Below are 24,507 nucleotides of genomic sequence, written 5' to 3' on the forward strand. Positions count from 1 at the left end.
ATTATAGTGCCGGTGTTACAGGCCCTGAAGAGGCTAGCGTCCAAGTTAAGGTAGCTTTATACTGGTCGTCTTGATTTAAAATGGCCATATTGTTAGCACCTAAAGTCAAGGTATTTGGTGAGCCAGTAAAAGCGTAAGAAAAATCACCGTGTTTTGTACCGTCACTTTGGGCTAAGACGACAGGTTGGTTGTCATCGTTAACCGTGCTAGAAATTGCTACTGGCCAACCATTACTGTTAGCAGCTAAGGACAGTTCGGCACCGGTTAAGGTGGTTTTTGCGTCGCCACCCTTTGAAAATTTATTTAATGAAACGCCTAAAGACCAGTTGTTAGAACCTAAACGGGTATCAGCGATTCCTAAGTCGCTAGAAACTAATGCTGATTTGCCTTCAAAGCCGTTATAAATTTCACTCGAAGAGATCGAACCAAAATCAAAGGTCGGAACTTTTTCCAAGATAAGTTTACCGCTATTGTCCGACGCAGATAGATTACTGTTATCGACTTTAAACGTTGCGTCTGAAGACGTTGGGGCACCGTCAGCATTTGTAGATGATGCTGGCGTATCATCGGCAGCAGAGACGATTGCTGTGGTTGATAAGAGGGGCAAAGTAGCCATCAATGATGCCCCAATGCGTACTAATGTTGTTTTTTTCATCTTGATAGACCTCATTTCTTTCTTTTGCCTGTTTTTTGCTACGAGTTAATTATAACGACTGCTACTGTATTCGTCAATTAAAAAAATCATAAAAAGGAAAAATATTATATTATATTGATTTTAAACAACCGAAAGTGATGATATAAGGAAATAAATTTAAAAACAAAGAAATCACCGTATAACCCTTGACATATCTGGTACTTATCCGCTAAATGATTTGAAAATATAATTTTATAAATTTTAAAAAATAAAAATAAAAAATGGCTATAATGATTAATTTCATTATAGCCATTTATTTTTTTAAAGCGTGCCGTCAACGTTGTTATAGTCTAAAACATTAATCCCCTCATCGGTTAATTCAATTGTTGTAACACTGCCGTTTAGTGGTGAGGTAGTGGCATCAAATTTACCATTGCCAAATTTTTCTGCAATACTGCGAATGGTTGTGCCATGGGAAACAATTAAGATTTTTTCACCATCGTGGGCTTTTTCTCGCAGCCATTTAAACCCTTTACCTAGGCGGGTCCAATATTCTGTGGCACTTTCAGCATCCCCGAAAGGATCAGCTTCATGCAAGAAATCTTTCGTTGCATCAAGGGAGTATTCGTTAATAATATCTGCGTAACCATTACAGCCATGGGGGCCGCCAGCAGCGTGCCACGTTTTGCTGGAATCTTCACCTTCATAGTAACCATAGAATTCTTCTCTAAACAATTCATTTTGGGAGAAGGGAATATGGGTGTTGATATTATGAGACAAAATAATTTCTGCCGTCCGAATAGCTCGGCCGCGGTCTGAAGAATAACAATGCTCAAACGTCAAGCTCTGTAGGCGTTTACCGGCTTGATGGGCATCGTCAAGACCTTTAGGGGTCAGTGGTGAATCAGACCAACCTTGCATGCGATTGTAGCGGTTAAAATAAGTTTGACCATGGCGCACTAAATAAACGGTCACCGTTTTCATTTTTTAAAGACCTCGCTATTCATTATAGTTTCCGGATTCAACATCTTTGATGAATTGTTTAAGATGATCAAAGTAAACCGGCGCATTATCAATCATATGATGATGACCGCCGTTTGGGGTTGTTACTAAGCGGGCATGGGGGATGACTTCGGCCATTCTGCGGGCAGAAGCTAAAGGCATTGTTTCATGTTCGCCAAAAGTTAATAATGTGGGCATCGTAATATTTTGAATTTGATCCCGCAAGTCAAAAGATTTTAGTTTGCCCGTTACGACAAATTCGTTATCCCCTTGAAAAGCGTTATAAACCGGTGTCGCCATTGTTGAGATTAAATGGCTGATAGCGGGTGGTTGTTTCCGATCCACGTAGCCTGCATTTAAAACATCTACATAGCTTTGATATTGGGCGTTATCCCAATCACCTTTGGCTTCGCAGTCTTTCATGAAGGCCACTGCATCAGCTGGCAAAGCTTCTTCTCGGACTTGGTTGATGTGGACGACGTATTCGTCAATGTTGTCCACCATGCTGGAAACAATGGCGCCTTTTAAATGTTGACCGTATTTCAAGGCGTACATCATCGTTAAAGCACCGCCCCAAGATTGGCCGATTAAATAAAAGTTATCTAAACCTAATTTCTGTCGAACTTCTTCAACTTCATCTAAGAAATAATCGTAACTTAAATATTTCTTGGCGATTTCTGGATCGCTGTAGTCGGGTTGATCAGAGTAAAAAGAACCTAACTGATCGTACATTGAAACTTGAACACCTAAATCAGCGAGTTTTTCACCAAAGTTTTCCCAATACTCATGATTGCCGCCAGGGCCGCCGTGTAAGCAAAGCAATTGAATATCGCCTTTACCTTGGGTATTGGTCCATAGATGGTAACCGTTGTCTAATGTAATGATGGTTGTCCCTTGTTTCATAAAATCCCTCATTTCTGTTTTATCAGTGGTCTATTACTATCTTACTTATTTTTCGTTTGAAAAAAAAGGGGTAAACTGCCAGTTCTGAATTTCCGGCAAATCTTCGCCGTTTTCTAAAATATATTGAATATGGGCTTCTAACTTGTGATTCATCTGTTTAAACAGCTCTGGTGCTAACGGCTGGGCGGTATTACTTAAGGCGAGGAGGGCTTCTTTGACAATATTGAACCGATCAATCCCGTTTTGCACCCGTAGATCAAATAAGGTTGTGACGCTGCCTTCTTCTTGATAGCCATTAATAAACTCAGGGGTGTTCCGACGGTAAGACAATAGGCCTTGAACCGTAGCGGGGTAGCCGTGGAAATTAAAAATAATCGGCCGGTCAATGGTGAAAAGTTTGTTGTATAGATTATCCGTCAAGCCCCGAGGATTAATGCGGGGATGCTGTAAGCGCAAGAGATCTAACACTAAAATAACCCGAATGGTCAAGTTAGGCAGTGCCTGGCGTAAAATCATACTGGCCGCCAGGACTTCGGTAAACGGGGCGCCACCAGCTGCAGCCAAAACTAAATCTGGATTTTCAGTGTCATCGCTGGCCCATTGCACAATTTCAATACCTTTAGCCATCAAAGCCTGGCTTTCTGTCAATGTAAACCACTGTGGCGTTGATTGTTTTGGTGTGATCACATAATTTACTTTTTGGTGGGTTTTGATCAAAGAATTGATCGTGACTAAAGTTGTATTCACGTCCACGGGTAAATAAAGCCGGACCAATTCGGCATTTTTGGCAGCTAGTGTATTTAATAATTCCGGATTTTGATGGGTAAAACCGTTTTTATACTGTTCCCAGACGGTTGCTGTACCAATTAAATTTAAAGCGTTCAAATCTTTATACCACGCATGCCGGCTTGCTTGTGTCAGCCACTTTAAGTGCTGGGCAATCATCGAGCTGACGATTGGCAAGAAAGCCTCGTATGAAACAAATAAGCCGCTGCCGCCAGTTTGCAAGAAGCCTTCCAGTAAGCCTTCATCTAAATGTTCGGATAAGACATTATCAATGACGTGATCCTTTAGGGCAATTTGATTAGAATGGCTTTCATCCGGACTGAGTAGTAAAAATTGATCCCGTTTGGGATTTTGTTGGCTAATTTTATTAAAATAAGTGCTGAGTGCCGCCATATTGGACGCTTTTTGCGCCCCGGGTTGGGTAATCACACATTGGCTCGTTTCCAAAGCATCCTGTACCTTTACAGCTAAGCCTTTGCGGTTAGTATATAAATTATCAGTGACATGATAGTCTTCAGGCGGCAATAAAGCCGTCAATTGTTTAGGTTGTCCATCAGCGGTGAATAATTGATCGGGCCGATAGCTGGTTAACCACTGGTTCAAACCTGCAAGATCATCTGGCGCGACCGGTAGCTGATGGCTGGCAATGGTGCCAACGACCGGCTTTGGCCCAGTCATCCCTTTAGGCGTTTTTAACAAAATCACCGGCCAATTACCAGCGTGTAACGCCGTCATAGCTTGATCAAAGGCGGTTGCTAGATCTTTTTGCAAGGTAATATCTGCTTGCTGAGCAGTGACAATCAGCGGTTCATAGTTTAAACTTTGGAAATAGGCTTTAAGCTGGGCATCGGATTGCTGCGCTAAAAAGCTTTGGTTTTCCATCGTTAAGCCGTTAATATTGATGATCGGCAAAACTTTGCCATCTTGATCGGTCAAAATACGATTTAATTGCCAAGACGCTTGCAGCGGACCGGTTTCAGCTTCACCATCCCCAATAATGCAGACGGTTAAAAGCCGTTTGTGTCCTAGTACAGCGCCAAACCCATGCATCAAAACGTAGCCTAGTTCTCCGCCGGGATGAATTGCCCCGGGGATAGCAGGTTCTGGATGGGAAGCGTAGCCGAAGGGATGGGCGAATTTACGATAAAGTCGCGTTAAGCCCGCAAGACTTTGTGTTAGTTTAGGATCCACTTTAACTAAATCATTATTTAAATAGGCATTTGCCAGCAGCGCCGCGCCACCATGACCTGGGCCTTGGAGGACTAGCGTTTGTTGATGATATTTATTAATGAGTCGATTTACTTGGGTATAAATCAAGTTTTGCGCGGGAATTGTTCCAAAGTGACCACTGACCAATGGCTTTACATCGTCGGCCGTGATCGGGCTTTGAAGTAAAGGATTATCTTTTAAATAGGTCATTGCTGCCGCTAAGAAGTTGGCGGCATTAAAAAAATTCTGCATTTGTTCAAAATAAGTATCGTCATTATAATCCGGCATATCATCCCTGCTTTCTAAGTTAGCTTAACTCTATTATACAAAAGTTCTATTAAATAGGAGGAAATTTTTTATGACACACCAAAAACAATCTTTAATCGCTGGTATAACAGCTTTAATTGGTTTTGCCATCGGTTTTTATACGGACCACATTTTAGTCGGCCTATTTGGTGGCTTGGCAATCGGCTATTTGATTACATTTTGGATACCGCGCTTTTTGCGAAAACGGTCTAAATCTGATAAAAAGGACGTTTAATTTCTATTGAAATCGCCCCAGGTAAGCACCATAATTGCGAGATATCAGTAATTGTGCTATGATAGACTATCCAAATTAGTGTTTCTTGAACCTAGTGAGCTAAATAAGTGCCTCGCTGGATTTGTGAAAACTCTGTAAGACACAGTTCATCTTAAAGTTAGGAGCGTGCTGTATGGACGAAAATAATCAAGCGCAACAAGTTAAGGAACAACGCCATTTGAATGAAGTGGTGGCTCAGCTGGATCAGCGGTATCAAACGTTGGATCAAAAAATCAAGCAAACACAAGCCGAAGAACAAGCCATTAACAAGACATTCTTTGATGATGTGAAGCTGAGCTATGGCAGTGACACGACAAATTTGGAAACAGCACTGTCCATCCGGCAACAACAGCAGCTACTATTAGAACGTAATAACAGCTGGCAGTCCGCCGATCAAGAGCAGCAGACCGTGGCTCGATTACAAAAGAATCCGTACTTTGCTCGAGTGGATTTTCATGAGCACGGTGAACCTAAAAAAGAAAAAATTTATATTGGTCTCAGTTCATTTTCTGATGAACAAGGCAAGTTTTTAATTTATGATTGGCGGGCACCGATTTCTTCAATTTATTATGAAGGTAAATTAGGGGCCGTCACTTATAAAACCCCAGATGGTGTCCAATCAGTGGACTTATCTTTAAAACGACAATTTTTGATTAAAGATGACGTGATCCAGTCGATGTTTGACACGACAGAAACCATTGGGGATCAGATGCTCTTAGAAGTGTTGGGTGAAAAATCAACACCGCAAATGAAGAGTATCGTCACCACCATTCAAAAAGAGCAAAATCAACTAATTCGGGATACGGATTCAGAATTGCTTTTTGTTCAAGGGGCAGCAGGTTCGGGAAAAACTTCGGCGGTTTTACAGCGAATTGCCTTTTTACTGTATCAATACAGAGGTAGTTTAAATGCCAGTCAAGTGATCATGTTTTCACCCAATCAGTTGTTTAACGATTATGTTGAAAACGTATTGCCGGAATTAGGGGAACAGAATATGGTTCAGTTAACCTATAGTCAATTTGCGGGCCGGCGGGTACCTAAACTAACCGTTCAAAGCTTAAGCGAGCAGTTTGAAAGTGAGACGACCCCGGATCAAAAAAATAGTCAGCGGCTTAAAGCAAGCTTGGCCTTTTTTAAAGCTTTAGAAACGTATGGCCATCATCTAGAAAAGGCGGATATGCGTTTTAAAGATATTAAATTCCGGGATGAAGTTTACTACTCTAAGGCTAAAATTAAAGCGATTTATTATAGTTTTAATGATAACTATCATTTGGGCAATCGCTTAGATGCCACGAAAGAAAAATTGTTGCGGTCGTTGAATCATCGGGTGACCCAAGAAGCTAAAGCAGATTGGGTCCAAGAACTGGTGGAAAATTTGTCCAAGGATGAATTACAACAGATGTATAGCAGCGCCGACCAAGAATTTGACTCCAGTGAAGATGAATATAAATTTTTAGCAAAACAGATTGTGATGCAGCAATTAGAAAAAGTGCATCATCGAATTATTAAAAATCAATTTTTAAATATCCGGGGCCAATATATTAATTTTTTGCGACAAGTCCCTAAACTTTTGAATTTAGCAGACTATGACTTAACTGAGAATCAATGGTCTGAACAAATTGAACAAGTTAAAGCAGATCTGCGGGCTGAAAAAATTAGTGTGGCTGATATTAGTGCTTATCTTTATTTATATGATTTGATGACTGGCAAACATGGCGATCGGGATATTCATTTTGTTTTCATTGATGAAATTCAAGATTACACGCCGTTTCAATTGGCATATTTAAAGTTCAATTTTCCAAAAGCACGGTTTACGATGCTGGGGGATTTGAATCAAGCGATTTTTACCAATTCTGCCAATCAAGATTTATTAGCACAGACGAATCGCTTATTTGCCAAAGAAAAGACAAAAGTTGTCCAATTGACCCACTCTTATCGGTCTACGGCCCAAATTACAGATTTTACAAAGGCGATTTTAAAAAATGGCCAAAAGATTGAAGCCTTTGACCGGCAAGGCCCTAAACCGAATATTGCTATTGAAAATAGTGCGGACACCTTGCAGCAGCGGGTAATTGGTCAGTTGGAAAAAAATAACCGTAATCAATTGAGTACGGCGATTATTACGAAAACATTGGCCCAAAGTAAGGCACTACAGGCGGCTTTAAAAGCAGACGGCTGCGAGGTGACGTTGATTCGTTCAGAAAATCAGCGGTTGGCAGCGGGGGATATTGTGATCCCGGCCTATTTAGCGAAGGGTTTGGAATTTGATGCGGTTATTGCCTACGATTTGTCTGCGGTTAATTATCCAGATGAAGACGAGCGGCAATTGATTTATACGATTGCGTCTAGAGCCATGCATACGTTGACTATTGTGGCACAAAAAGAATTAACGCCATTATTAACGGCCGTCACGCCAACGTTGTATCGCACGGAAAATGTGACCCGCCAATAGATCATAAGCAACTTCTGTAAAGTGAATCCCGTCTGGCTGTAATAACAGTTGGTCGGGATTTTTTTCGGCCAGCATGATATCTAATAGCGCAACACAGGGGAGGTTGTTTTGCTTGGCCACGAGTTCGGCACTGGTGACATAATTTTGGATTAATGCTAAATTACGTTCACCTAGGCGCCGACTGTCTGAATAAGGCGGTGTGACTAAAATAACTTTAGATGCGCCGATTTGGTCGATGAGTGCTTGTAGTTGATTTTGATAGATGGTTTCGGTGATGTAGTTTGTGGTGGAGATGTCATTGGCACCAAAAAATAAGATCACTAAGTCCGGTTCTTCAGCAACCACGAGATTATTCACCCACCCTAGGGCATCGGTAGTCGTTGCGCCAGGGACTGAGGCGTTGACGATTGTGTCGTTTGGACAAAGCTGTTGCATTTTTGTTTTAAAAATACTTGAAGTAAAGCCGTTATGATAACCAGCAAAGATTGAGTCACCGAATAAAATAATTTTTGCCATTGCAAATTTTTGCTCCTTACGTCATTATATGGGATATATAATATAATTTATTTTGATGAAAAAGGATGTCGTTATGGATAATAAAAGTAAGTTAATCACGTGTAGACAGACTTTAGTGGTTTCTAACCATCGCGTTTTCCCACAAGATTTGAATAACTACGGTTTTATGTTTGGGGGCCGATTGTTAGCAATTTTAGATGATGTTGCTTCTATTTCAGTTTCTCGTTTTACCCGACGACAAACCGTGACTGCGTCCATTGATCAGTGCAATTTTTTGCGATCTTTCCAAAAGGATAATTCGGTTTGTATGGAGACTTACGTTTCTGGCGTGGGTAGCCGCTCCATCGAGGTTTTTGCCAAAGTAATTGGAGAATCGTTGTTTTCTGATGAACGCTACATTGGCGCCACCGCGTTTATGACCTTTGTTTTACGGGATAGCGCGCCGGTGATTAATCAATTAGTGCCAGAAAGTGATGAAGAAAAAGCTGTTGTGGCCGGTTATGCGGCCCGCAAAGCAAATCGACACGTAGAATTGATTGCAAATCAAGAGTTAATGAAACAGCTCAACACGAACTTTCCATGGTAGTGTTGAATCTAATGAGTGAGGCAGGACAAGATGGATTCGAACGAAACGTATGATGTTTTTGACAGAAAAGATTGGCAACGGTTTCATGGTCGTCTAGGTACAAATCATATTACCCAACAAGAATTAGCCCAAGTAAAGGCGTTAAATGATAATGTCTCTTTAGAAGACGTGCAGGTAATTTATGCGCCGTTGAGACATTTGATTCATATTTATTTAAATCAATATCAACAGCAGCGCACAGCAGTATCTGATTTTTTGAACCATCCAAGACGGCATGTGCCGTTTGTGATTGGCATTGCTGGTAGTGTGGCTGTGGGGAAAAGTACGACTGCTAGATTATTAAAATTATTGCTTTCTCGATCTTATCCCAATTATAAAGTACAGCAGATTACAACGGATGGTTTTTTGTATCCTAACGCAGAGCTTACTCGGCGGGGGATTTTAGATCGTAAAGGCTTTCCGGAATCTTATGATATGGAAGCTTTAATTAACTTTATGAATGCGGTGAAGTCGGATAAACCCCAAGTACTGGCACCAAAATATTCGCACCAAGTCTATGATATCATTCCTGATCAATATGATGTGGTAGATCGGCCGGATATTTTGATTGTGGAAGGGATTAATGTGTTACAATTGCCTTCTAACGCACCGATTTATGTCAGTGACTTCTTTGATTTTTCGATTTATGTTGATGCGGATCCTAAGTTGGTGGAACAATGGTATTTGGAACGGTTTGGCGTATTGTTGGATACGGCTTTTACGGATCCGGATAATTATTATTATCAATATGCCATTGGGGATCGTAAAGCTGCTTTTGACATGGCTAAAAAAGTTTGGCGGGATGTGAATCTGAAGAATTTACGGGCTTATATTTTACCGACGCGTTCTCGAGCAGATTTGATTTTGCATAAATCGGCACATCATTTGATTGATCAAGTTTATTTACGTAAGTTCTAAATTAGTTATGAGAATTTGTTCGTTTCTATTGATTTTTTGGTGAGATATCTATATGATAATTTGGAGTGTTCCTTTTTAGTTAATTAAAGACATAGGGGTGTTGAGTTTGGCTTCTACCGATATGAAGAATATCGATAAGATTATTGTGTTAGACTATGGCAGTCAATACAATCAATTAATTACACGTCGAATTCGTGAATTTGGCGTCTATTCAGAATTATTGCCGCATACAATTTCAGCTGAAGAAGTTAAAGAAATGGCACCAAAAGGGATTATTTTCTCTGGCGGCCCAAATAGTGTTTATGACGATGGGGCTTTTGGCATTGATGAAGGTATCTTTGAATTAGGGATTCCGATTTTGGGGATTTGCTACGGGATGCAGTTAATGTGCTATAAGTTACCAGGTGGTAAAGTAGCGTTTGCGGATAACCGTGAATATGGTAAGGCAGATATTGATGTTAAAAATCCAGAATCTGTTTTATTTAAGGGCTTGCCAACAAAACAAACGGTTTGGATGAGTCATGGGGACTTGGTACAACAAGCACCCGATGGTTTTGAAGTGGTGGCCACATCACCAAACTGTCCAGTGGCTTCTATTGCTGATGACAGCCGGAAGTTTTATGGTATTCAATTCCATGCGGAAGTTCAAAATACGGAATATGGTCATGAAATTTTAAAACACTTTACGTTTGATGTTTGTCAAGCAGAAGCAAATTGGTCTATGGCTGACTTTATCCAACAGCAAATTGCGGTTATCCGTGAAAAAGTTGGAGATAAGAAGGTCTTATTAGGTCTGTCCGGTGGGGTGGATTCTAGTGTGGTTGGCGTCTTGTTGCACGAAGCAATTGGCGATCAATTGACCAGTATTTTTGTGGATCATGGTTTGTTACGTAAAGGCGAAGCAGATCAAGTTATGGCAAGTTTAGCAGGTAAATTTGGGTTAAATATTATTAAAGTAGATGCTCAAGAACGTTTCTTGTCTAAATTAGCAGGTGTCAGTGATCCAGAACAAAAACGCAAGATTATCGGTAACGAATTCATTCGCGTTTTTGATGATGAATCTGCGAAGTTAGATGGGATTGAATTCTTGGCTCAAGGCACGCTTTATACGGACGTGATTGAATCTGGGACAGATACAGCCCAAACGATTAAATCCCATCATAATGTGGGCGGTTTGCCAGAAGATGTTCAATTCCAATTAATCGAACCTTTACGGACTTTGTTTAAAGATGAAGTGCGGGAATTAGGTGAGAAGTTGGGGATGCCCCATGAACTCGTTTGGCGGCAACCTTTCCCAGGTCCTGGTTTAGGGATTCGGGTAATTGGTGAAATTACTGAAGAAAAACTACAAATTGTCCGGGATAGCGATTTGATTTTACGTGAAGAAATTGCGAATGCCGGTTTAGAACAAGAAGTTTGGCAATATTTTACAGTCTTACCTGGCATTCGTTCTGTAGGGGTTATGGGTGATGGCCGGACGTATGATTATACGGTAGGTATTCGGGCTGTGACTTCCATTGATGGTATGACGGCGGACTTTGCCCAATTACCTTGGGCTGTTTTGCAAAAAATTTCAGTTCGAATTGTAAATGAAGTGGCCCACGTTAACCGTATCGTGTATGATATCACGAGCAAGCCACCTTCAACTATTGAGTGGGAATAGTAGAAGCTAAGATATAAATACCGTTATACCGGCGTTTCTTGACTCTTTTCTTCTGTATTTCCCGTTGCTGGCACCGAAATGGCACCAGTAATGTGTTTCTTGCCCGTAAACTGATTACGAGTGGGGACAACGACTGAATGATCCGCCGGAGTGAAATCAACTAGACCATTAAGGTGTTGTGCTGTCTCAAAGTTACTATTTGGATATAGATGTCCATAAGTTCCTAAAGTTGTTTGAATGTCTTCATGTCCCAAACGTTCCTTAATAATTAATGGGTTTTCCCCAATACTAATTAACAAGGAAGCATGAGAATGTCGAAGCGCGTGGACACGAATTCGATGAACATTCGCGGCCTTAGAATAGACGTTGATTACTTGAGACAGTGATCCGCGAGTAGTTGGCACACCATTGTATGAAAGCACAAAATCTGTTTTAACTTCAGACGCTTGAATCTCTTTCCACTCGGAGAGATATTCAAGTGTCTTTTTGTCTAACGGAACTGTCCGAACACTGGCGCGAGTTTTGGGTGAAGTAAATTCATAGTTAAACGCATTTAAATAATAAAGTGTTTTGTTGATCCGTATCGTACCGGCTTTAAAATCAACGTCTTCCCACTGAAGAGCGGTTGCTTCACCGATGCGGGCACCGGTCATAAATAGAAGCCAAATTGTGGTGAAATTGAAACGCTGATAGTAGTCATTAAGATCCATTAAGGAAATAACTTTCTCAAACTCGGCTTTAGTCCAGAAATCGACTTTCTTCTTTTCCTTCTTTAAATTGCCAACAATTTTTGTTGGATTCTCTTCACAGAATCCTAGTACAATTGCACGATCAAAAACCAAAGATAACAAGCATTGAACTAGGCGGGTGTATGAATTACTTACTTGACTCTTCATCATGATTTGCCATTTCTGTATGTCCACCGGCGTAATTTTGTTAATGAAATACTTGTTAAATCCTTTGAATTGCTTTCGAAAGACGCTAACGCGACTGTCAAAAGTAGCCTTTTTGACATGACCTTCATACCAAGGAATAAAGAATTGCTGGCAGAAGTCACCAAAGGTAATCTGATCTGTTGAACCTTCTTTAACCCCATTCGCCATTAAATCACGATAAGCAGTCTTTGCTTCACGCATTGTTTTAAATCCGCTACGGCGTTTTTGGACACGTTTACCAGTTCGTTCATCCACACCAATGTTGGCACGGAAATAATAGGTGCCGTCTTTTGCTTTTTTTATTACTTCGGTTGTCTTTGTCATTATGATTGCTCCTCTGACGCAGATGCACCGATTTTAGCTAACTCTGAAAGAGTTCGCGCATTGAGCGTAAGACCTAATACTTCTTCAACCGCAGTTACTGGAACGCGGCCTAGCTTTGGTGACTCGTAATATGGACAGCCTTTCTGGACCATTAACAGCTTTGCACGTCTGATAATGTCTTTAGAAGCCCAAGGTCCATATCCTAAAGCCACAAGTTCATGTTTAGTCATAGTGACAACGTGAACCATAATTAGCCTCCTTTCGCTGGAAGCTAGACCGTATATCTTAGCTTCCATATTAACAGGATTGGGGAATAAGTGCAGCTCAATTGTGTCGGAAAACTTGCTACCCAGTTCCGTCACTAACGGACATAGGAATTTCACCTCTCCTGCTTACGTGGGAGCCTCGCGGAAGTATCATTATTGACTTAACTTGTACGATCATCAGTTAAAAATCGTAATCAAAGTGTGGGAGGCGCTCGCACTTCTGGTCATGGCGTCCGCAGATCAACAGTTCAAGTAAAGTCAGAAAGTCAGGGTAGCAATATTCAGTTTTCAAAGGACTCACAGGTGTTATTGCCTGCTCACTATATACATACAGATAAAAATAGAAAATGAAACCCAAAAAGCAAACTAATCGAAAAAAGATTAGCTGAAATAATGCTTGACGTTTACATAGATATAGGTCTATATTGTAGATATAGATACGTGTCTATATTTGTGAGGGGAGAACGTCAATGGATTATCAAAATTATGTGCTAATGCTAAAAGCAATGGCTGACCCTAATCGTCTCAAAATCATTGATTTACTTTCCTGCGGTTCGCTTTGTGCCTGTGATATTTTAGAACATTTTGATTTTTCACAACCAACGTTATCGCACCACATGAAAGTTTTACAAAATGCTGGGATCGTCACGGCACGTAAAGAGGGTAAGTGGCAGCATTATACATTGCAGGCTGAATTTACGGCTAAATTTAGGCAAGGGACTGAACTACTTTTAGCCAGCAATGAAGAATGCGTTTGTCATGGTGACGATTGCATAGATCAGCAGACAAGTCATTCCAGAAAGGTTGTTATCACTAATGAAAAAAGTTGAATTATTTGAACCAGCGATGTGCTGTTCTACCGGCGTTTGTGGGCCAGCGGTCAATGAAGATCTATTAATGATCACTTCAGCGTTTGACGCGTTACAAGGTGTTTCCAGCGTTGAAGCCGACCGGTATAATCTTAGCAATAATCCAGATGTCTTTAGTCAGCGGGCCGATATTCTAGCTGCAATCAAGGATGATGCCGATGCAACATTGCCGATCACTGTTGTCGACGGCAAAATTGTTAAAACCGGCGCTTACCCAACAATTGATGAGTTATCGGAATATACTGGTTTAGTTTTCGTGCCGGCTGATCAATCAAGCGGCTGTTGTGGTGGAAGTGGCTGCTGCTAATTTTTTGGTTGAAGCAAGAAATGACACAGCCGTTTCTTTTAAATTATATATAGATGATTATCTATGTTAGGAGAATATATATGCGCGAATATCAACCACAAAATGCTAATTTAACTCATTATTTATTTTTCACTGGTAAAGGGGGCGTCGGTAAGACCACAACGGCTAGTGCCACCGCCATCAATCTAGCTGATAGCGGTCAGCAAGTGATGCTGGTCTCCACTGATCCAGCTAGTAATTTACAGGATGTATTTGATACTGATTTGACCAATAAACCCAAGGCAATCACCGGTGTGCCCGGTCTATTTGCCGCTAACTTTGATCCGGTGACTGCTGCCGGTGAATATCGGGAAAGCGTCGTTGGTCCTTACCGCGGCGTGTTACCGGATGCAGCAGTCAAAAATATGGAGGAACAGTTGTCTGGTTCATGTACGGTCGAGATCGCATCGTTTAATGAATTCGCTAAATTTTTAACTGATCCCGCTGTCGATCAGCGCTTTGATTATATTATTTTTGATACAGCGCCGACTGGTCATGCGTTGCGTATGCTGCAATTGCCCTCAGCTTGGAATAATTACTTGGCGGAAAATGATCGTGGGGCTTCATGCTTAGGCCAACTAGCCGGGATGGGCGACAAAAAAGCAATTTACGCCAAGGCTGTGGCTACTTTAAGTAATGGCGAATTGACCACCTTAATGTTAGTCACGCGTCCCCAAAAAGCATCATTACTGGAAGCGGCGCGGGCAGCCCAAGAATTAGCTGATATTGGCATGCAAAATCAACAATTAATTATTAATGGAACGTTGAAAACACCGACTGATCGTGCTTCCCATGCTATTTTTGAGCAGCAGCAGACTGATTTGCAACAGATGCCAGCAACATTACAGGCGTTGCCCCAAGCAGAAGTACCGTTACGAGCGTACAATGTTACTGGCCTAGATAAGTTGAGATTAGTTTTACAACCGGAACAACCAAGTTTAGCAACTTATCCGGCAATTACCAATCACTATCCTAATTTAGATACCATTGTTGCTGATTTAATTAAGACTAACAAAAAAATTATTTTCACCATGGGTAAAGGCGGCGTAGGTAAAACTACGGTGGCCGTGCAGATCACTAAAAAGCTGGTGGCCCAGCATAAAACCGTTCATTTAGCCACCACTGATCCGGCTGATCATCTTGATTTCTTTAACACAGATGATCCTGCAATCACCATCAGTCATATTGATGAACAGCAGGTACTTAAGGACTATCAAAATGAAGTGCTGACGACGGCGCGTCAAACCATGAAATCGGCCGATGTTGACTATGTGGCTGAGGATCTACGCTCACCATGTACGCAAGAAATTGCCGTTTTCCGCGCTTTTGCTAACATTGTCGCCCAAAATGATAGTGATGTTGTAGTCATCGATACGGCGCCAACCGGCCATACGCTACTGCTACTGGATTCGACTCAAAGCTATGCCAAAGAAGTCAAACGCACTGCCGGTGATGTGCCTCAAGCAATCGTTGATCTGTTACCGCGGCTACAAGATCCAGCGCAGACTGAAATTGTAATGGTGACTTTACCGGAAACAACGCCAGTTTATGAGTCGATGCGCTTGAATGATGATCTAGATCGGGCCCAAATTGCGCACACCTGGTGGTTGGTCAATCAAAGTATGCTGGCAACGGAAACAACGCATCCTTGTTTGCAGGCCCGGGCGCAAAATGAAGTTGAATGGATCGAAAAGGTTAAGCAGATTTCCAATGGTCATTTTGCAGTTGAACAATGGCAACCAGATTTTGAGCAGGCGTTATTAACGATTTAGCGTTATTAAAATTTGAAATAAAGGTATCAATTAATCAGGGTAGCAATACCCTGATTTTGGTAGTTGGGAGGAACCATGCAAGTCTTTTTCGCCGTTTTTATATTTTTACTGACATTATTATTTGTTATTTGGCAACCTAAGGGACTATCAATTGGCTGGACTGCGATTGGTGGTGCCGTTCTAGCACTATTATTCCGGGTGGTCACGTTTAAAGATGTTGGCACTGTCACCGGAATCGTTTGGAACGCGACTTTATCTTTCGTCGCAATTATTTTGATCTCACTAATTTTGGATGAGATTGGTTTTTTCGAGTGGGCTGCCTTACATATGGCGCGGCTAGCTAAAGGTAATGGCGTGCGCATGTTCATTCTGATCGCCGTTTTAGGTGCAATTGTCGCCGCCTTATTTGCTAACGATGGTGCAGCGTTGATTTTAACGCCGATCGTCTTGGCAATGGTCCGTGCGTTACATTTCGATGAAAAGCGGGTTTTCCCATTTATCATTGCTAGTGGCTTCATCGCTGATGCAACATCACTACCGTTAGTTGTCAGTAATCTAGTCAATATTGTATCAGCTGATTTCTTTGGTATCACATTTTCGGAGTATGCGCTACGGATGTGGCTACCGGATCTTTTTTCATTAGTTGCTAGCATCGGTATTTTGTACTTATATTTTCGTAAGGCGTTACCTAAACACTATGATGCCAGCCAAGTTGCTGAACCAAAATCGGCGATCAAGGATCAACGATTATTTAAATTTTCTTGGGTCGTGCTGGCAGCGTTATTGATTGGTTACTTTAGCAGTAGCTTCCTAAATATTCCAGTTTCGATTATTGCTTTGACGATTGCCTTGATCTTTTTGCTAGTCGGTCAGCTAAGTCATCACGTCAATACCAAGGCCGTTATTAAAGGTGCACCGTGGAATATTGTTTTCTTCTCAATTGGAATGTACGTGGTGGTTTATGGCCTACAAAACGTTGGCTTAACGGCATTGCTTGCGGGAATCATTGCTAAAATGGCAACTGGTGGGCGTTTTGTCGCCACCATGGGCATGGGCTATATGGCTGCGTTCTTGTCGTCGGCCATGAATAACATGCCAACTGTGATGATCAATGCTTTATCGATCAAAGGGGCGAATGTCTCTGGCTTAATGCACCAAACCTTAGTTTATGCTAATATTATTGGTTCTGATCTAGGACCAAAAATTACGCCAATCGGTTCATTAGCAACTTTAGTTTGGCTACATGTTCTAGCGCAAAAGGACGTTAAGATTGCTTGGGGCACTTATTTTAAAATTGGTATCACGATCACGATTCCAGTTTTATTCATTACACTATGTGGTTTATGGTTATCGTTAAGTATCTTTGGTTAAGGAAGGATAGCTGATTATGATGCAAACTAAATATGAGCAACAGAATTCATTGGGTAATAGTCTAAACATAATCGATACTTTGGTGAAGCAAGTTGTAAGTGCAGAAATAGAAGCAATTTCTGCGGCGTATCTGATTCAAGCCAATCAATAAATTAATCTGCTTGAATTAAAATATAGCCATGAACTAGTAATTCAACAGAACTTGTCTCAGGTGGAAACGGCCTTTTTGCAAATCAATTAGTTAATTCTAGATAATTTAGCGGTTAGTTATTTTCGTGACTATACTCAAGTGGAGAAAGAGTTTGATCATTTTGACCGCCTGATAGGTGAGGTAAAAGATGATCAAAATAGAGATTTTTGAAGCAGCAATGTGTTGCGCAACTGGTGTTTGTGGGCCAAGTGTTAACAAGAAACTTATTCAAACGACTGCAATTCAGCGTCATGTTAATGCAGACAGCAAAAACAGAATCACACGTAAAAATCTAGCACAAAACCCAGATGCCTTTGTTCATAGTCAACAAGTGCATGACTTATTAGAAAAGTATGGCGTCGCAATTTTACCAATTACTATGGTCAATGGTAAAATCGTTAAACAAAAAGATTATCCAACTTTTCAAGAGTTCTCAGACTACCTACAGCAAGATTTAAGTCGGGCACGTGTTCATTAACCGGAGTGAAAGGAATTAATTAAATGGTACGTGATGCAGAAAAATTATTGATCATCGGTGGTAGTGACGCTGGTATTTCAGCGGCCTTAAAGGCCAAAGAACTTAAACCGCAACTAAGAGTTCAAGTATTATTGGCAGATGAGTACCCTAATTTATCAATTTGTGGATTGCCCTATGCAGTTAGTGGGGAGGTACCCAATTGGCATTCATTAGCTCATCGGGATTTACAAGAATTAACGTCGACTGGCGTTGAGTTTCAAATGAATATGATTGCTAAGAAAATTGATCCGCAGCAACATGAAGTTATCGCGCATTCGTTTGCGGGTGAATTACAAATTTATCATTATGATCATTTGGTTGTAGCCACTGGAGCCAAGCCAAAATTATCTGGTATTACAGGGATAGACTTAGCGCGTACACAACAGCAGAATAGTAAAGTTCGTGTTTTGCATACGATGGCAGATTATTTTGCGCTTGAAACGAATTTGACTACAAACAGTGTGCAAAATGTGGCTATCGTAGGCTCCGGCTATATTGGGATTGAAATGGCGGAGGCGTTGCAGAAACGTCATTTAAACGTGACTATTTTTCAACGTGGCGCAGAGATACTATCAACGGTCGATGCTGATTTAGGCCAAATCGTTCATCAAAAATTAGTTGCTAATGATGTTCAGGTTGCAACTAACTTAACTGTTTCAGAAATTAATGAAACTGAAACTAAGGTGAAGGTTGTTGGTGTGAATGCGGATCAAAAGATAAATACTTATGATTTTGATTTGGCTTTAGTTGTGGTTGGTGTTCAGCCGAATACTGATTTATTAGTCGCAGCTGGTTCCGAAACTGGAATTGCTGGTGCCGTCAAGGTTGATCAATATATGCAAACTACGTTACCAGATATATGGGCGGCCGGTGATTTAGTTGAAACAAAACATCATTTGTTAGGGAAGGCTTACTTACCGCTGGGCACAACGGCACACAAACAAGGGCGAACTGCCGGGTTCAATGTTGCTGGTGTTCCACGTACCTTTAAGGGTAGCATTGGGACTCAAGTGCTAAAGGTATTTGATCTAGTAGTTGCGCGGACTGGATTATTAGCAAAGGAGGCCATACAGGCAGATTTTGCGCCATTTACTGTAACAACCGACGTCGATGATCATAAAGCGTATTTTCCGGGTGCACATAAGATTAAGATCAGGATTACCGGTGATCAACATACCGGCCGACTTTTAGGCGTACAGGTAATTGGTTATTACGGTAGTGAAGTTGCCAAACGTTGTGATATTTTTGCAGTGGCAATTTTTAATAATATGACGGTGGCGGAAATTAGTGATTTAGATTTATCCTATTCACCACCAGTTGGCTCACCTTGGGATGCAGTACAGATTGCGACTCAGAATTGGGAGCAACAAAGTTTGAAATATTAATTATTTATTTAAAATATTCCAACATCCAGTTGAAGCTTATATTTTAAGCGTCAACTGGATGTTGGCGTTTTATAACCTAGTTATTTTTGTGATGGAGTTTCAATTACTAATATTAAGTGTAAAATATGGTTCACCATTAAACTATTACATGATATAATGTAATAGTTGGTCGTCACATAATTGTATTACAAGGAGGATACGCATGATAAAAGTAGACTGTTGTCCGGATAAACCAGAATTAGCTAGCCGTGATTTACTGAGTGAAGAGAACGCAAGTGAGATCGTCTTACTTTTTAAAGTTCTATCCAATGATACAAGATTAAGAATTTTACATTGTTTAACGCGCGAGCCTAAAATATCAGTTGGCAAGATTGCGGCTAGGCTTAATATGAAAACTGCAGCTATTTCTAACCAGTTGCAGCGATTAGTTGATCAAAAAATTGTGAAAACTGAACGTGATGGAAATTTCATCAACTATGAAATTATTGATGAATGTACTGCTATTCTATTAGAACGTGCTTGGTGTTTAGCAGAAGACACAGGTAAAATTACGGGTTAATAAATATGTGAAATGGGATGTTGCTATGATTAAAACCATTATAACTGGTATTGTGCTATACGCCTCCACCGCGATTGATTTATTAGTTATTCTGATGTTATTATTTTCAAAATATCGGTCAACAAAACATAAGCAACAAATTTATATTGGTCAATTTTTAGGTTCATACACATTGATAGCAATCAGTCTTTTTTTTGCGTTAGTACTTCACTATGTGCCTGCTAAGTGGATTCTTGGATTTTTAGGTTTAATACCGATTGGCTTTGGGATTAAATATATCCTGAGTGACGAAGATGAAGCCGCTGAGGTTGATGAAAAAATCGAACAGCGAAAAGACAAAAATTTGATCGCAACGGTTGCTTTAATCACCGTTGCATCTTGTGGCTCTGATAACATTGGACTTTTTGTGCCTTACTTTGTATCGTTAACAATCGAACAACTAATAACGACGTTTATTGTTTTTACATTCTGTATCTTCATACTTGTCTATTTGGGTGATAAATTTTCGCGTGTGAAGATTGTTAAGAAATTGTTAGATAAATTTGGTAATTGGATTATGGCAATTATTTATATTGGATTAGGCATGATGATTATTTTAGAGAGTGACACAATTTCACATCTTATTAAAATACTTTTTTGAAAAAATAGGATATCTTTTTTGTTTATATAGAGGTGTTATAGTGGCATCAGAGAATTGGTTACTTGCAAAAAAAATTGTTTCGAATTACGGGTGTGGATTTGAAACATATTATAATATGAAAGTGAACGACGATCTTAGCTTAGCGTGATATTCTACGTAAAACTGAGACTTTTTGTTATTTAGGGGGCGGTAGGAGAAACATTTTGTTTTGTCTGGATTGATGGCGTACACGAGACAATTTTAGTTTTGACCATACAAGAAAGCTGTTATCACGAAAGAAGAGACAATTATGGTCAGAATTAAATAAGGAACGATATTATTGGTGATTAAAAACTTAGTTTGATGACTAATACTGATCCAACTACATTATCAGATATGAATACAAGTAGTTTCATGATAGACACTATGTTTCAACGACTTTTGAAAGAAGGTTCAGAGCTTTCTAACAATTTCATGGATGTCCCAGATTTAAAAGCGGATACGAGTCGTATGTTATTCAGTGTGAAAAAATGAAAACAGCTGTTTGTCCAGATTAGTGGTTCAAAACAGTAATTCTGTTCGTTGCGCATACAAAAAAGATCCGTTGACTCCGCTACACAAGAATAATTAAAAAAGCAAATTAATCGAAAAAAAGATTAATTTACTTTCAGTGATTACTCTAGATAGCGTTCTAAATTGAATTTATGAACAGTGTGGATAAAGTGTTCGTTTAATATTTGGTAACGATCCTCGTCAAAATATGAATGGCCCCAAGTAGTGATGTTGATAATTAATGGCTGAAATTCTTTAATAAGCTTTGCCATGGCAATTGGATCACCTTGTTGAGCTGCACAAATCGTTTCGGTATAATTCATCGCTATTCTCCTCGTAAAGTTAGATTTGGGTCGTCTAATTCTTATGGAGGAGGGGGTGAACGAATCTTGATGACTAAATTAGTCGAAGAAAGTAGCAGCAATTTTGCTTAAGACCTTGCGATGCTGTTTAGAAATCGCTTGACTACTAACGTGCAAGATTTGTCCGATAGCTTTATCCGAAAGCTGCTCAACATATTTATAATAGAGTAATTTCTTTTGTGGATCGGTCAATCTGGCTATTGAAATAACCAGCCTTTCATTGATGAAATACTCTTCAAGGTGTGCTGCTTGTTCCGCTTTAATTAATTTAACGCCCGGTAGCATCTCATCAATCAGGTATTCCAGCGTTTCCTCATTTAGTGGAACTTCAGGAACTTTGTGCTGCTCCTCCACATAAAGTGAGCGAGTCTTGTTTACCAGTGATAGCTTGGCATAATGCGAAAATGCTTGTTTGACATCTTGATCAGACATAACAAATCCTCCTTTTACCAAACAAATACTAAAAATTGTTGCAAAATGAAACCGTTTTATAAACTTGTATAAATAGATTATAAAATAAAGTCAGTCAATAATCTCAATAAATATTTTAGTTTGTCGAGGAAGTAAAAAAAATAAGTTCTAGGTGCATGTTTGTGACAAATTGTAAATAATCATTTTTGTGTTGGATAGTTCTGTTGCTTTATTTCAATTGATTAAATATAGGTGTTCAGGAAAAGACTTCATTAAAAATATTTGTATGAATAGGTTTCAATACAATAAGTTCATTGATTTAAAAAAAGTTGAACTAAAATGCTAAACCAACAAATTAACTCCATAAATACAATCTACAATGAATATAGAAAGTGAGGTTTTTAATTTTGATTATTATAGCATTAATGGTTTTAGCGCTTATATCATTGGCTGTGTTTCATGTATGGCAAGAATCACGACTTTTATGGAAATCCAATTATATGGTAACTGTTGCTATAAGTAATATTTTATTTTTAGTTCTTGCTTTTATTATGTGGATTCCGGCTAGAAATAATATTTTGCTCAGTGCATTGTTGGCCATTTTAATACTTCTTGGACTTATGTCGGGGGTTAGTGGCGTCGCTAAGGATGGATTTATGATATCGGGTCTGTTGCCAACTTTAATTGACTTTAAGGACATTCAACAAATAAGTATGATGAACAAACAAATTGCACCCGATAAAACAGTTTTAGTGATCACGGGTCAGTCAAAACGGAACAAACGGTTTAGTTTTATCTTCAAAAGTAATTCAGTTGAAGTACAGAACTTTGTCAATAAACACATTGCTGATCATGCTTCTGTTCAGAGTCATGAATAATTTTTTTTGCGTTTTCGTTTACAAATGTAATCATAAATGCTATGTTACAGATGTAGTCATCAGTAGAGGTGATGGTTTTGTTAAATCGCGAAGTTTGTTGTGTGACCAATGCTGAATATGAAGTCCTGCGAATTATTTGGCACTATCCGGGAATTTCAACCAAAGATATTTGTAAGGAAATAAAAAAGCGAAAGAATTGGCAACTTAGTACTATAAAGACATTATTATTACGACTTGAAAATAAGACTTTGATTGTTAAGAATACCTACTATCATCAGGCTCATTATTATGCCCAATATAGTGAATCAATAGTCGTCTCTGCCTTTATCAAAAGGTTGCTTTCTAGGCGAGAAACCTTGTCACAAGAAGAATTCTTAGAACTTGTGGAAAATAATCTCCAAAATAACTCCAGTGACATTGGTGGGCTGAAAATAAATGAAAAAACTTAAACTTACCCTTGATAAAATGTGCTGTGAAAATGCTGTAAAAAGAATTTTTTTTGAGTTACATTCAATTAATGGAGTAGAGGAGACCCATTTTGATTTGGCGAGTCGTTCAGTGTTGATTTATCTTCAAGCAGGCACTTTACCGGCAATAGAGAGTAAATATCAGGATGAAAATTTGATTAATAAAGGATGTAAACAAGATGAAAAACAAAAAAAAGAAACAACAAAATCATGGAGATAATGATATGCAATCAATGGATCATACTCATATGAATATGGAATCCAATGGTGGCGACATGATGCAACACGGTGGACAAATGATGCATATGGGGAATATGAAACGTAAATTTTGGGTATCACTGATTTTTTCACTTCCAATCATTGCATTATCACCTATGCTAAAATTCAGCTTTATGCCTAATCTAGTTTTTCCAGGTTCAGAGTGGTTAGTATTGATCTTGGCTACTTTTCTTTATATTTATGGTGGTGCACCATTCATTAAAGGTGCAAAAGCCGAATTAAAGGAAAGAAAACCAGAAATGATGACGCTTGTAGCGTTAGGCATAACTGTCTCCTATTTCTATAGTCTCTATGCTTTCACTATAAATCAATTTTTTGTAGCAGATACCCACGTTATGGATTTCTTTTGGGAGTTAGCTACATTGATCGATATCATGTTGCTAGGTCATTGGATTGAAATGGATGCCGTTATGGCAGCAGGAAATGCACTTGAAAAAATGGCGGCTTTGCTACCTAATACTGCTACTATTGTTGCTGATAACGGTGATCATATTGAAAAACCACTAAATGAAGTTGTGATTGGTGAATCAGTAATTGTTAAGGCAGGTGAGAAAATACCTACTGATGGTATTATTCTTGATGGAAATACAACTGTGAATGAAGCTTTAGTCACCGGTGAATCTAAAGCAGTAACTAAAATGAAAAATGATAAGGTTATTGGTGGATCCACTAACGGCTCTGGTGCCATTATGGTTAAGGTAACTGGAACTGGACAGTCTGGCTATTTAGCACAAGTTATGCAAATGGTAAGTAACGCACAAAAGGAGCAGTCTAAGGCAGAGGGCGTTGCTGATAAAGTTGCAGGACTATTGGTTTACGCAGCAGTTAGTGCTGCTATTCTTACCTTTATTGTGTGGTTATTGGTTTCAGGTGACTTTAATCTGGCATTAGAACGTACCGTTACGGTTCTGGTTATTGCATGCCCACATGCTTTAGGTCTTGCCATTCCGCTAGTAGTTGCGCGTTCAACCTCAATCGGTGCACAAAATGGATTGTTAACTAGAAAACGCCAAGCGTTAGAAGATGCTACTGAGTTAGATTGTCAATGGCGATGTAAAAATGTAGGTTTATGGCGGTTAGAAAATGTAGGTTTTAGGCGGTCAATCGGCACCCTTCA

27 protein-coding genes are annotated in these 24,507 nt (G+C 39.7%); 18 read left to right on the forward strand and 9 right to left on the reverse strand.

Translation table 11 applies throughout. The features are described from left to right. Position 1: 1 nt before the first annotated feature. From EKM93_RS11400 to EKM93_RS11415, 4 genes are all read right to left on the reverse strand, one after another. Positions 2-655 (reverse strand): WxL domain-containing protein, encoded by a 654-nt coding sequence (locus tag EKM93_RS11400; protein ID WP_164507079.1) that lies wholly within the window; start codon positions 653-655, stop codon positions 2-4. Between the two features lie 300 nt (positions 656-955). Next, positions 956-1,618, reverse strand: coding sequence for a histidine phosphatase family protein (locus tag EKM93_RS11405; RefSeq protein ID WP_125715716.1), 663 nt, complete (start codon positions 1,616-1,618; stop codon positions 956-958). Between the two features lie 15 nt (positions 1,619-1,633). After that, complete coding sequence (locus EKM93_RS11410) at positions 1,634-2,539, reverse strand: proline-specific peptidase family protein (protein WP_125715717.1); 906 nt, start codon at positions 2,537-2,539, stop codon at positions 1,634-1,636. A gap of 45 nt (positions 2,540-2,584) precedes the next feature. After that, positions 2,585-4,822 (reverse strand): phosphoketolase family protein, encoded by a 2,238-nt coding sequence (locus EKM93_RS11415; protein ID WP_125715718.1) that lies wholly within the window; start codon positions 4,820-4,822, stop codon positions 2,585-2,587. 70 nt (positions 4,823-4,892) lie between these two features. Between EKM93_RS11415 and EKM93_RS11420 the strand changes: the two genes are divergently transcribed. Together EKM93_RS11420 and helD are read left to right on the forward strand one after the other, a co-directional pair. Next, positions 4,893-5,075: a hypothetical protein gene (locus EKM93_RS11420; RefSeq protein ID WP_125715719.1), complete on the forward strand. Its 183-nt coding sequence runs from the start codon at positions 4,893-4,895 to the stop codon at positions 5,073-5,075. A gap of 172 nt (positions 5,076-5,247) precedes the next feature. After that, positions 5,248-7,566, forward strand: a complete 2,319-nt coding sequence (helD, locus tag EKM93_RS11425) for an RNA polymerase recycling motor HelD (RefSeq protein ID WP_125715720.1) — start codon at positions 5,248-5,250, stop codon at positions 7,564-7,566. Here the strand turns inward: helD and EKM93_RS11430 are convergent. After that, on the reverse strand, positions 7,513-8,082 hold the full coding sequence (locus tag EKM93_RS11430) for an SGNH/GDSL hydrolase family protein (protein ID WP_125715721.1): 570 nt from the start codon (positions 8,080-8,082) through the stop codon (positions 7,513-7,515). The genes helD and EKM93_RS11430 overlap by 54 nt on opposite strands. Before the next feature lie 73 nt (positions 8,083-8,155). Between EKM93_RS11430 and EKM93_RS11435 the strand changes: the two genes are divergently transcribed. The 3 genes from EKM93_RS11435 (at position 8,156) to guaA (ending at position 11,288) form a co-directional block, all read left to right on the forward strand. Beyond that, complete coding sequence (locus EKM93_RS11435) at positions 8,156-8,668, forward strand: acyl-CoA thioesterase (RefSeq protein WP_125715722.1); 513 nt, start codon at positions 8,156-8,158, stop codon at positions 8,666-8,668. 30 nt (positions 8,669-8,698) lie between these two features. Next, positions 8,699-9,625: a type I pantothenate kinase gene (gene coaA / locus EKM93_RS11440; protein ID WP_125715723.1), complete on the forward strand. Its 927-nt coding sequence runs from the start codon at positions 8,699-8,701 to the stop codon at positions 9,623-9,625. A 121-nt stretch (positions 9,626-9,746) separates the two neighbouring features. Beyond that, the gene (gene guaA / locus EKM93_RS11445; RefSeq protein WP_191988499.1) at positions 9,747-11,288 is read left to right on the forward strand and encodes a glutamine-hydrolyzing GMP synthase; all 1,542 of its coding nucleotides are present in this window, start codon (positions 9,747-9,749) and stop codon (positions 11,286-11,288) included. A gap of 23 nt (positions 11,289-11,311) precedes the next feature. Here the strand turns inward: guaA and EKM93_RS11450 are convergent, their stop codons facing one another. Both EKM93_RS11450 and EKM93_RS11455 read right to left on the reverse strand, forming a co-directional pair. Further along, positions 11,312-12,547 (reverse strand): site-specific integrase, encoded by a 1,236-nt coding sequence (locus EKM93_RS11450; protein ID WP_057736509.1) that lies wholly within the window; start codon positions 12,545-12,547, stop codon positions 11,312-11,314. Continuing rightward, positions 12,547-12,795 carry a DUF3173 domain-containing protein gene (locus EKM93_RS11455; RefSeq protein ID WP_010579437.1) on the reverse strand — a complete coding sequence of 83 codons (249 nt, stop codon included), beginning with the start codon at positions 12,793-12,795 and terminating at the stop codon, positions 12,547-12,549. The genes EKM93_RS11450 and EKM93_RS11455 overlap by 1 nt, the downstream gene beginning before the upstream one ends. Positions 12,796-13,283: 488 nt before the next feature. Between EKM93_RS11455 and EKM93_RS11460 the strand changes: the two genes are divergently transcribed. The 9 genes from EKM93_RS11460 (at position 13,284) to EKM93_RS11500 (ending at position 20,462) form a co-directional block, all read left to right on the forward strand. Then, entirely contained in the window at positions 13,284-13,643 is a 360-nt protein-coding gene (locus EKM93_RS11460; RefSeq protein WP_010579436.1) for an ArsR/SmtB family transcription factor, read from the forward strand. Then, positions 13,630-13,989 carry an arsenite efflux transporter metallochaperone ArsD gene (arsD, locus tag EKM93_RS11465; RefSeq protein WP_010579435.1) on the forward strand — a complete coding sequence of 120 codons (360 nt, stop codon included), beginning with the start codon at positions 13,630-13,632 and terminating at the stop codon, positions 13,987-13,989. Before EKM93_RS11460 ends, arsD (EKM93_RS11465) begins: the two co-directional genes overlap by 14 nt. Positions 13,990-14,069: 80 nt before the next feature. Beyond that, positions 14,070-15,800: an arsenical pump-driving ATPase gene (arsA, locus tag EKM93_RS11470; protein WP_010579434.1), complete on the forward strand. Its 1,731-nt coding sequence runs from the start codon at positions 14,070-14,072 to the stop codon at positions 15,798-15,800. A gap of 75 nt (positions 15,801-15,875) precedes the next feature. Continuing rightward, positions 15,876-17,171 (forward strand): arsenic transporter, encoded by a 1,296-nt coding sequence (locus tag EKM93_RS11475; protein ID WP_010579433.1) that lies wholly within the window; start codon positions 15,876-15,878, stop codon positions 17,169-17,171. Positions 17,172-17,187: 16 nt separating this feature from the next. Further along, positions 17,188-17,322 carry a hypothetical protein gene (locus EKM93_RS13745; RefSeq protein ID WP_010579432.1) on the forward strand — a complete coding sequence of 45 codons (135 nt, stop codon included), beginning with the start codon at positions 17,188-17,190 and terminating at the stop codon, positions 17,320-17,322. 187 nt (positions 17,323-17,509) lie between these two features. After that, positions 17,510-17,839 carry an arsenite efflux transporter metallochaperone ArsD gene (gene arsD, locus EKM93_RS11485; protein WP_010579431.1) on the forward strand — a complete coding sequence of 110 codons (330 nt, stop codon included), beginning with the start codon at positions 17,510-17,512 and terminating at the stop codon, positions 17,837-17,839. 23 nt (positions 17,840-17,862) lie between these two features. Further along, positions 17,863-19,263: an FAD-dependent oxidoreductase gene (locus EKM93_RS11490; protein ID WP_010579430.1), complete on the forward strand. Its 1,401-nt coding sequence runs from the start codon at positions 17,863-17,865 to the stop codon at positions 19,261-19,263. A 202-nt stretch (positions 19,264-19,465) separates the two neighbouring features. Continuing rightward, positions 19,466-19,822 carry an ArsR/SmtB family transcription factor gene (locus EKM93_RS11495; protein WP_010579429.1) on the forward strand — a complete coding sequence of 119 codons (357 nt, stop codon included), beginning with the start codon at positions 19,466-19,468 and terminating at the stop codon, positions 19,820-19,822. Between the two features lie 25 nt (positions 19,823-19,847). Then, entirely contained in the window at positions 19,848-20,462 is a 615-nt protein-coding gene (locus tag EKM93_RS11500) for a CadD family cadmium resistance transporter (RefSeq protein ID WP_010579428.1), read from the forward strand. Between the two features lie 653 nt (positions 20,463-21,115). On the opposite strand, the gene EKM93_RS11505 is transcribed toward EKM93_RS11500, so the two are convergent. Together EKM93_RS11505 and EKM93_RS11510 are read right to left on the reverse strand one after the other, a co-directional pair. Beyond that, positions 21,116-21,316 (reverse strand): helix-turn-helix domain-containing protein, encoded by a 201-nt coding sequence (locus EKM93_RS11505; protein ID WP_010579427.1) that lies wholly within the window; start codon positions 21,314-21,316, stop codon positions 21,116-21,118. Positions 21,317-21,394: 78 nt separating this feature from the next. Then, entirely contained in the window at positions 21,395-21,787 is a 393-nt protein-coding gene (locus tag EKM93_RS11510) for a sigma factor-like helix-turn-helix DNA-binding protein (RefSeq protein ID WP_010579426.1), read from the reverse strand. 386 nt (positions 21,788-22,173) lie between these two features. On the opposite strand from EKM93_RS11510, the gene EKM93_RS11515 reads away from it, so the two are divergent. From EKM93_RS11515 to EKM93_RS11530, 4 genes are all read left to right on the forward strand, one after another. Further along, positions 22,174-22,644: a hypothetical protein gene (locus tag EKM93_RS11515; protein WP_041094431.1), complete on the forward strand. Its 471-nt coding sequence runs from the start codon at positions 22,174-22,176 to the stop codon at positions 22,642-22,644. A gap of 77 nt (positions 22,645-22,721) precedes the next feature. Beyond that, on the forward strand, positions 22,722-23,093 hold the full coding sequence (locus EKM93_RS11520; protein ID WP_041094429.1) for a BlaI/MecI/CopY family transcriptional regulator: 372 nt from the start codon (positions 22,722-22,724) through the stop codon (positions 23,091-23,093). After that, complete coding sequence (locus EKM93_RS11525; RefSeq protein ID WP_041094427.1) at positions 23,080-23,331, forward strand: heavy-metal-associated domain-containing protein; 252 nt, start codon at positions 23,080-23,082, stop codon at positions 23,329-23,331. The genes EKM93_RS11520 and EKM93_RS11525 overlap by 14 nt, the downstream gene beginning before the upstream one ends. After that, positions 23,291-24,507: HAD-IC family P-type ATPase (locus EKM93_RS11530; RefSeq protein WP_318530801.1), on the forward strand; the 1,217-nt coding region annotated here is incomplete at its 3' end. The genes EKM93_RS11525 and EKM93_RS11530, both read left to right, overlap by 41 nt.

Source organism: Agrilactobacillus yilanensis, from assembly GCF_003946725.1.
Classification (GTDB): Bacteria; Bacillota; Bacilli; order Lactobacillales; family Lactobacillaceae; genus Agrilactobacillus; species Agrilactobacillus yilanensis.

Bases quoted from the DNA above. Each gene is read 5' to 3' on its own strand.
- EKM93_RS11415 (WP_125715718.1), bottom strand. From the start codon at position 4,822: ATGCCGGATTATAATGACGATACTTATTTTGAACAAATGCAGAATTTT.
- helD (WP_125715720.1), top strand. From the start codon at position 5,248: ATGGACGAAAATAATCAAGCGCAACAAGTTAAGGAACAACGCCATTTG.
- EKM93_RS11450 (WP_057736509.1), bottom strand. From the start codon at position 12,547: ATGACAAAGACAACCGAAGTAATAAAAAAAGCAAAAGACGGCACCTAT.
- EKM93_RS11510 (WP_010579426.1), bottom strand. From the start codon at position 21,787: ATGTCTGATCAAGATGTCAAACAAGCATTTTCGCATTATGCCAAGCTA.
- EKM93_RS11525 (WP_041094427.1), top strand. From the start codon at position 23,080: ATGAAAAAACTTAAACTTACCCTTGATAAAATGTGCTGTGAAAATGCT.
- EKM93_RS11460 (WP_010579436.1), top strand. From the start codon at position 13,284: ATGGATTATCAAAATTATGTGCTAATGCTAAAAGCAATGGCTGACCCT.
- EKM93_RS11500 (WP_010579428.1), top strand. From the start codon at position 19,848: ATGATTAAAACCATTATAACTGGTATTGTGCTATACGCCTCCACCGCG.
- EKM93_RS11400 (WP_164507079.1), bottom strand. From the start codon at position 655: ATGAAAAAAACAACATTAGTACGCATTGGGGCATCATTGATGGCTACT.
- EKM93_RS11490 (WP_010579430.1), top strand. From the start codon at position 17,863: ATGGTACGTGATGCAGAAAAATTATTGATCATCGGTGGTAGTGACGCT.
- EKM93_RS11430 (WP_125715721.1), bottom strand. From the start codon at position 8,082: ATGGCAAAAATTATTTTATTCGGTGACTCAATCTTTGCTGGTTATCAT.
- EKM93_RS11410 (WP_125715717.1), bottom strand. From the start codon at position 2,539: ATGAAACAAGGGACAACCATCATTACATTAGACAACGGTTACCATCTA.
- arsA (WP_010579434.1), top strand. From the start codon at position 14,070: ATGCGCGAATATCAACCACAAAATGCTAATTTAACTCATTATTTATTT.
- coaA (WP_125715723.1), top strand. From the start codon at position 8,699: ATGGATTCGAACGAAACGTATGATGTTTTTGACAGAAAAGATTGGCAA.
- EKM93_RS11475 (WP_010579433.1), top strand. From the start codon at position 15,876: ATGCAAGTCTTTTTCGCCGTTTTTATATTTTTACTGACATTATTATTT.
- EKM93_RS11495 (WP_010579429.1), top strand. From the start codon at position 19,466: ATGATAAAAGTAGACTGTTGTCCGGATAAACCAGAATTAGCTAGCCGT.
- EKM93_RS11455 (WP_010579437.1), bottom strand. From the start codon at position 12,795: ATGGTTCACGTTGTCACTATGACTAAACATGAACTTGTGGCTTTAGGA.
- EKM93_RS13745 (WP_010579432.1), top strand. From the start codon at position 17,188: ATGATGCAAACTAAATATGAGCAACAGAATTCATTGGGTAATAGTCTA.
- arsD (WP_010579431.1), top strand. From the start codon at position 17,510: ATGATCAAAATAGAGATTTTTGAAGCAGCAATGTGTTGCGCAACTGGT.
- EKM93_RS11405 (WP_125715716.1), bottom strand. From the start codon at position 1,618: ATGAAAACGGTGACCGTTTATTTAGTGCGCCATGGTCAAACTTATTTT.
- EKM93_RS11435 (WP_125715722.1), top strand. From the start codon at position 8,156: ATGGATAATAAAAGTAAGTTAATCACGTGTAGACAGACTTTAGTGGTT.
- arsD (WP_010579435.1), top strand. From the start codon at position 13,630: ATGAAAAAAGTTGAATTATTTGAACCAGCGATGTGCTGTTCTACCGGC.
- EKM93_RS11420 (WP_125715719.1), top strand. From the start codon at position 4,893: ATGACACACCAAAAACAATCTTTAATCGCTGGTATAACAGCTTTAATT.
- guaA (WP_191988499.1), top strand. From the start codon at position 9,747: ATGAAGAATATCGATAAGATTATTGTGTTAGACTATGGCAGTCAATAC.
- EKM93_RS11505 (WP_010579427.1), bottom strand. From the start codon at position 21,316: ATGAATTATACCGAAACGATTTGTGCAGCTCAACAAGGTGATCCAATT.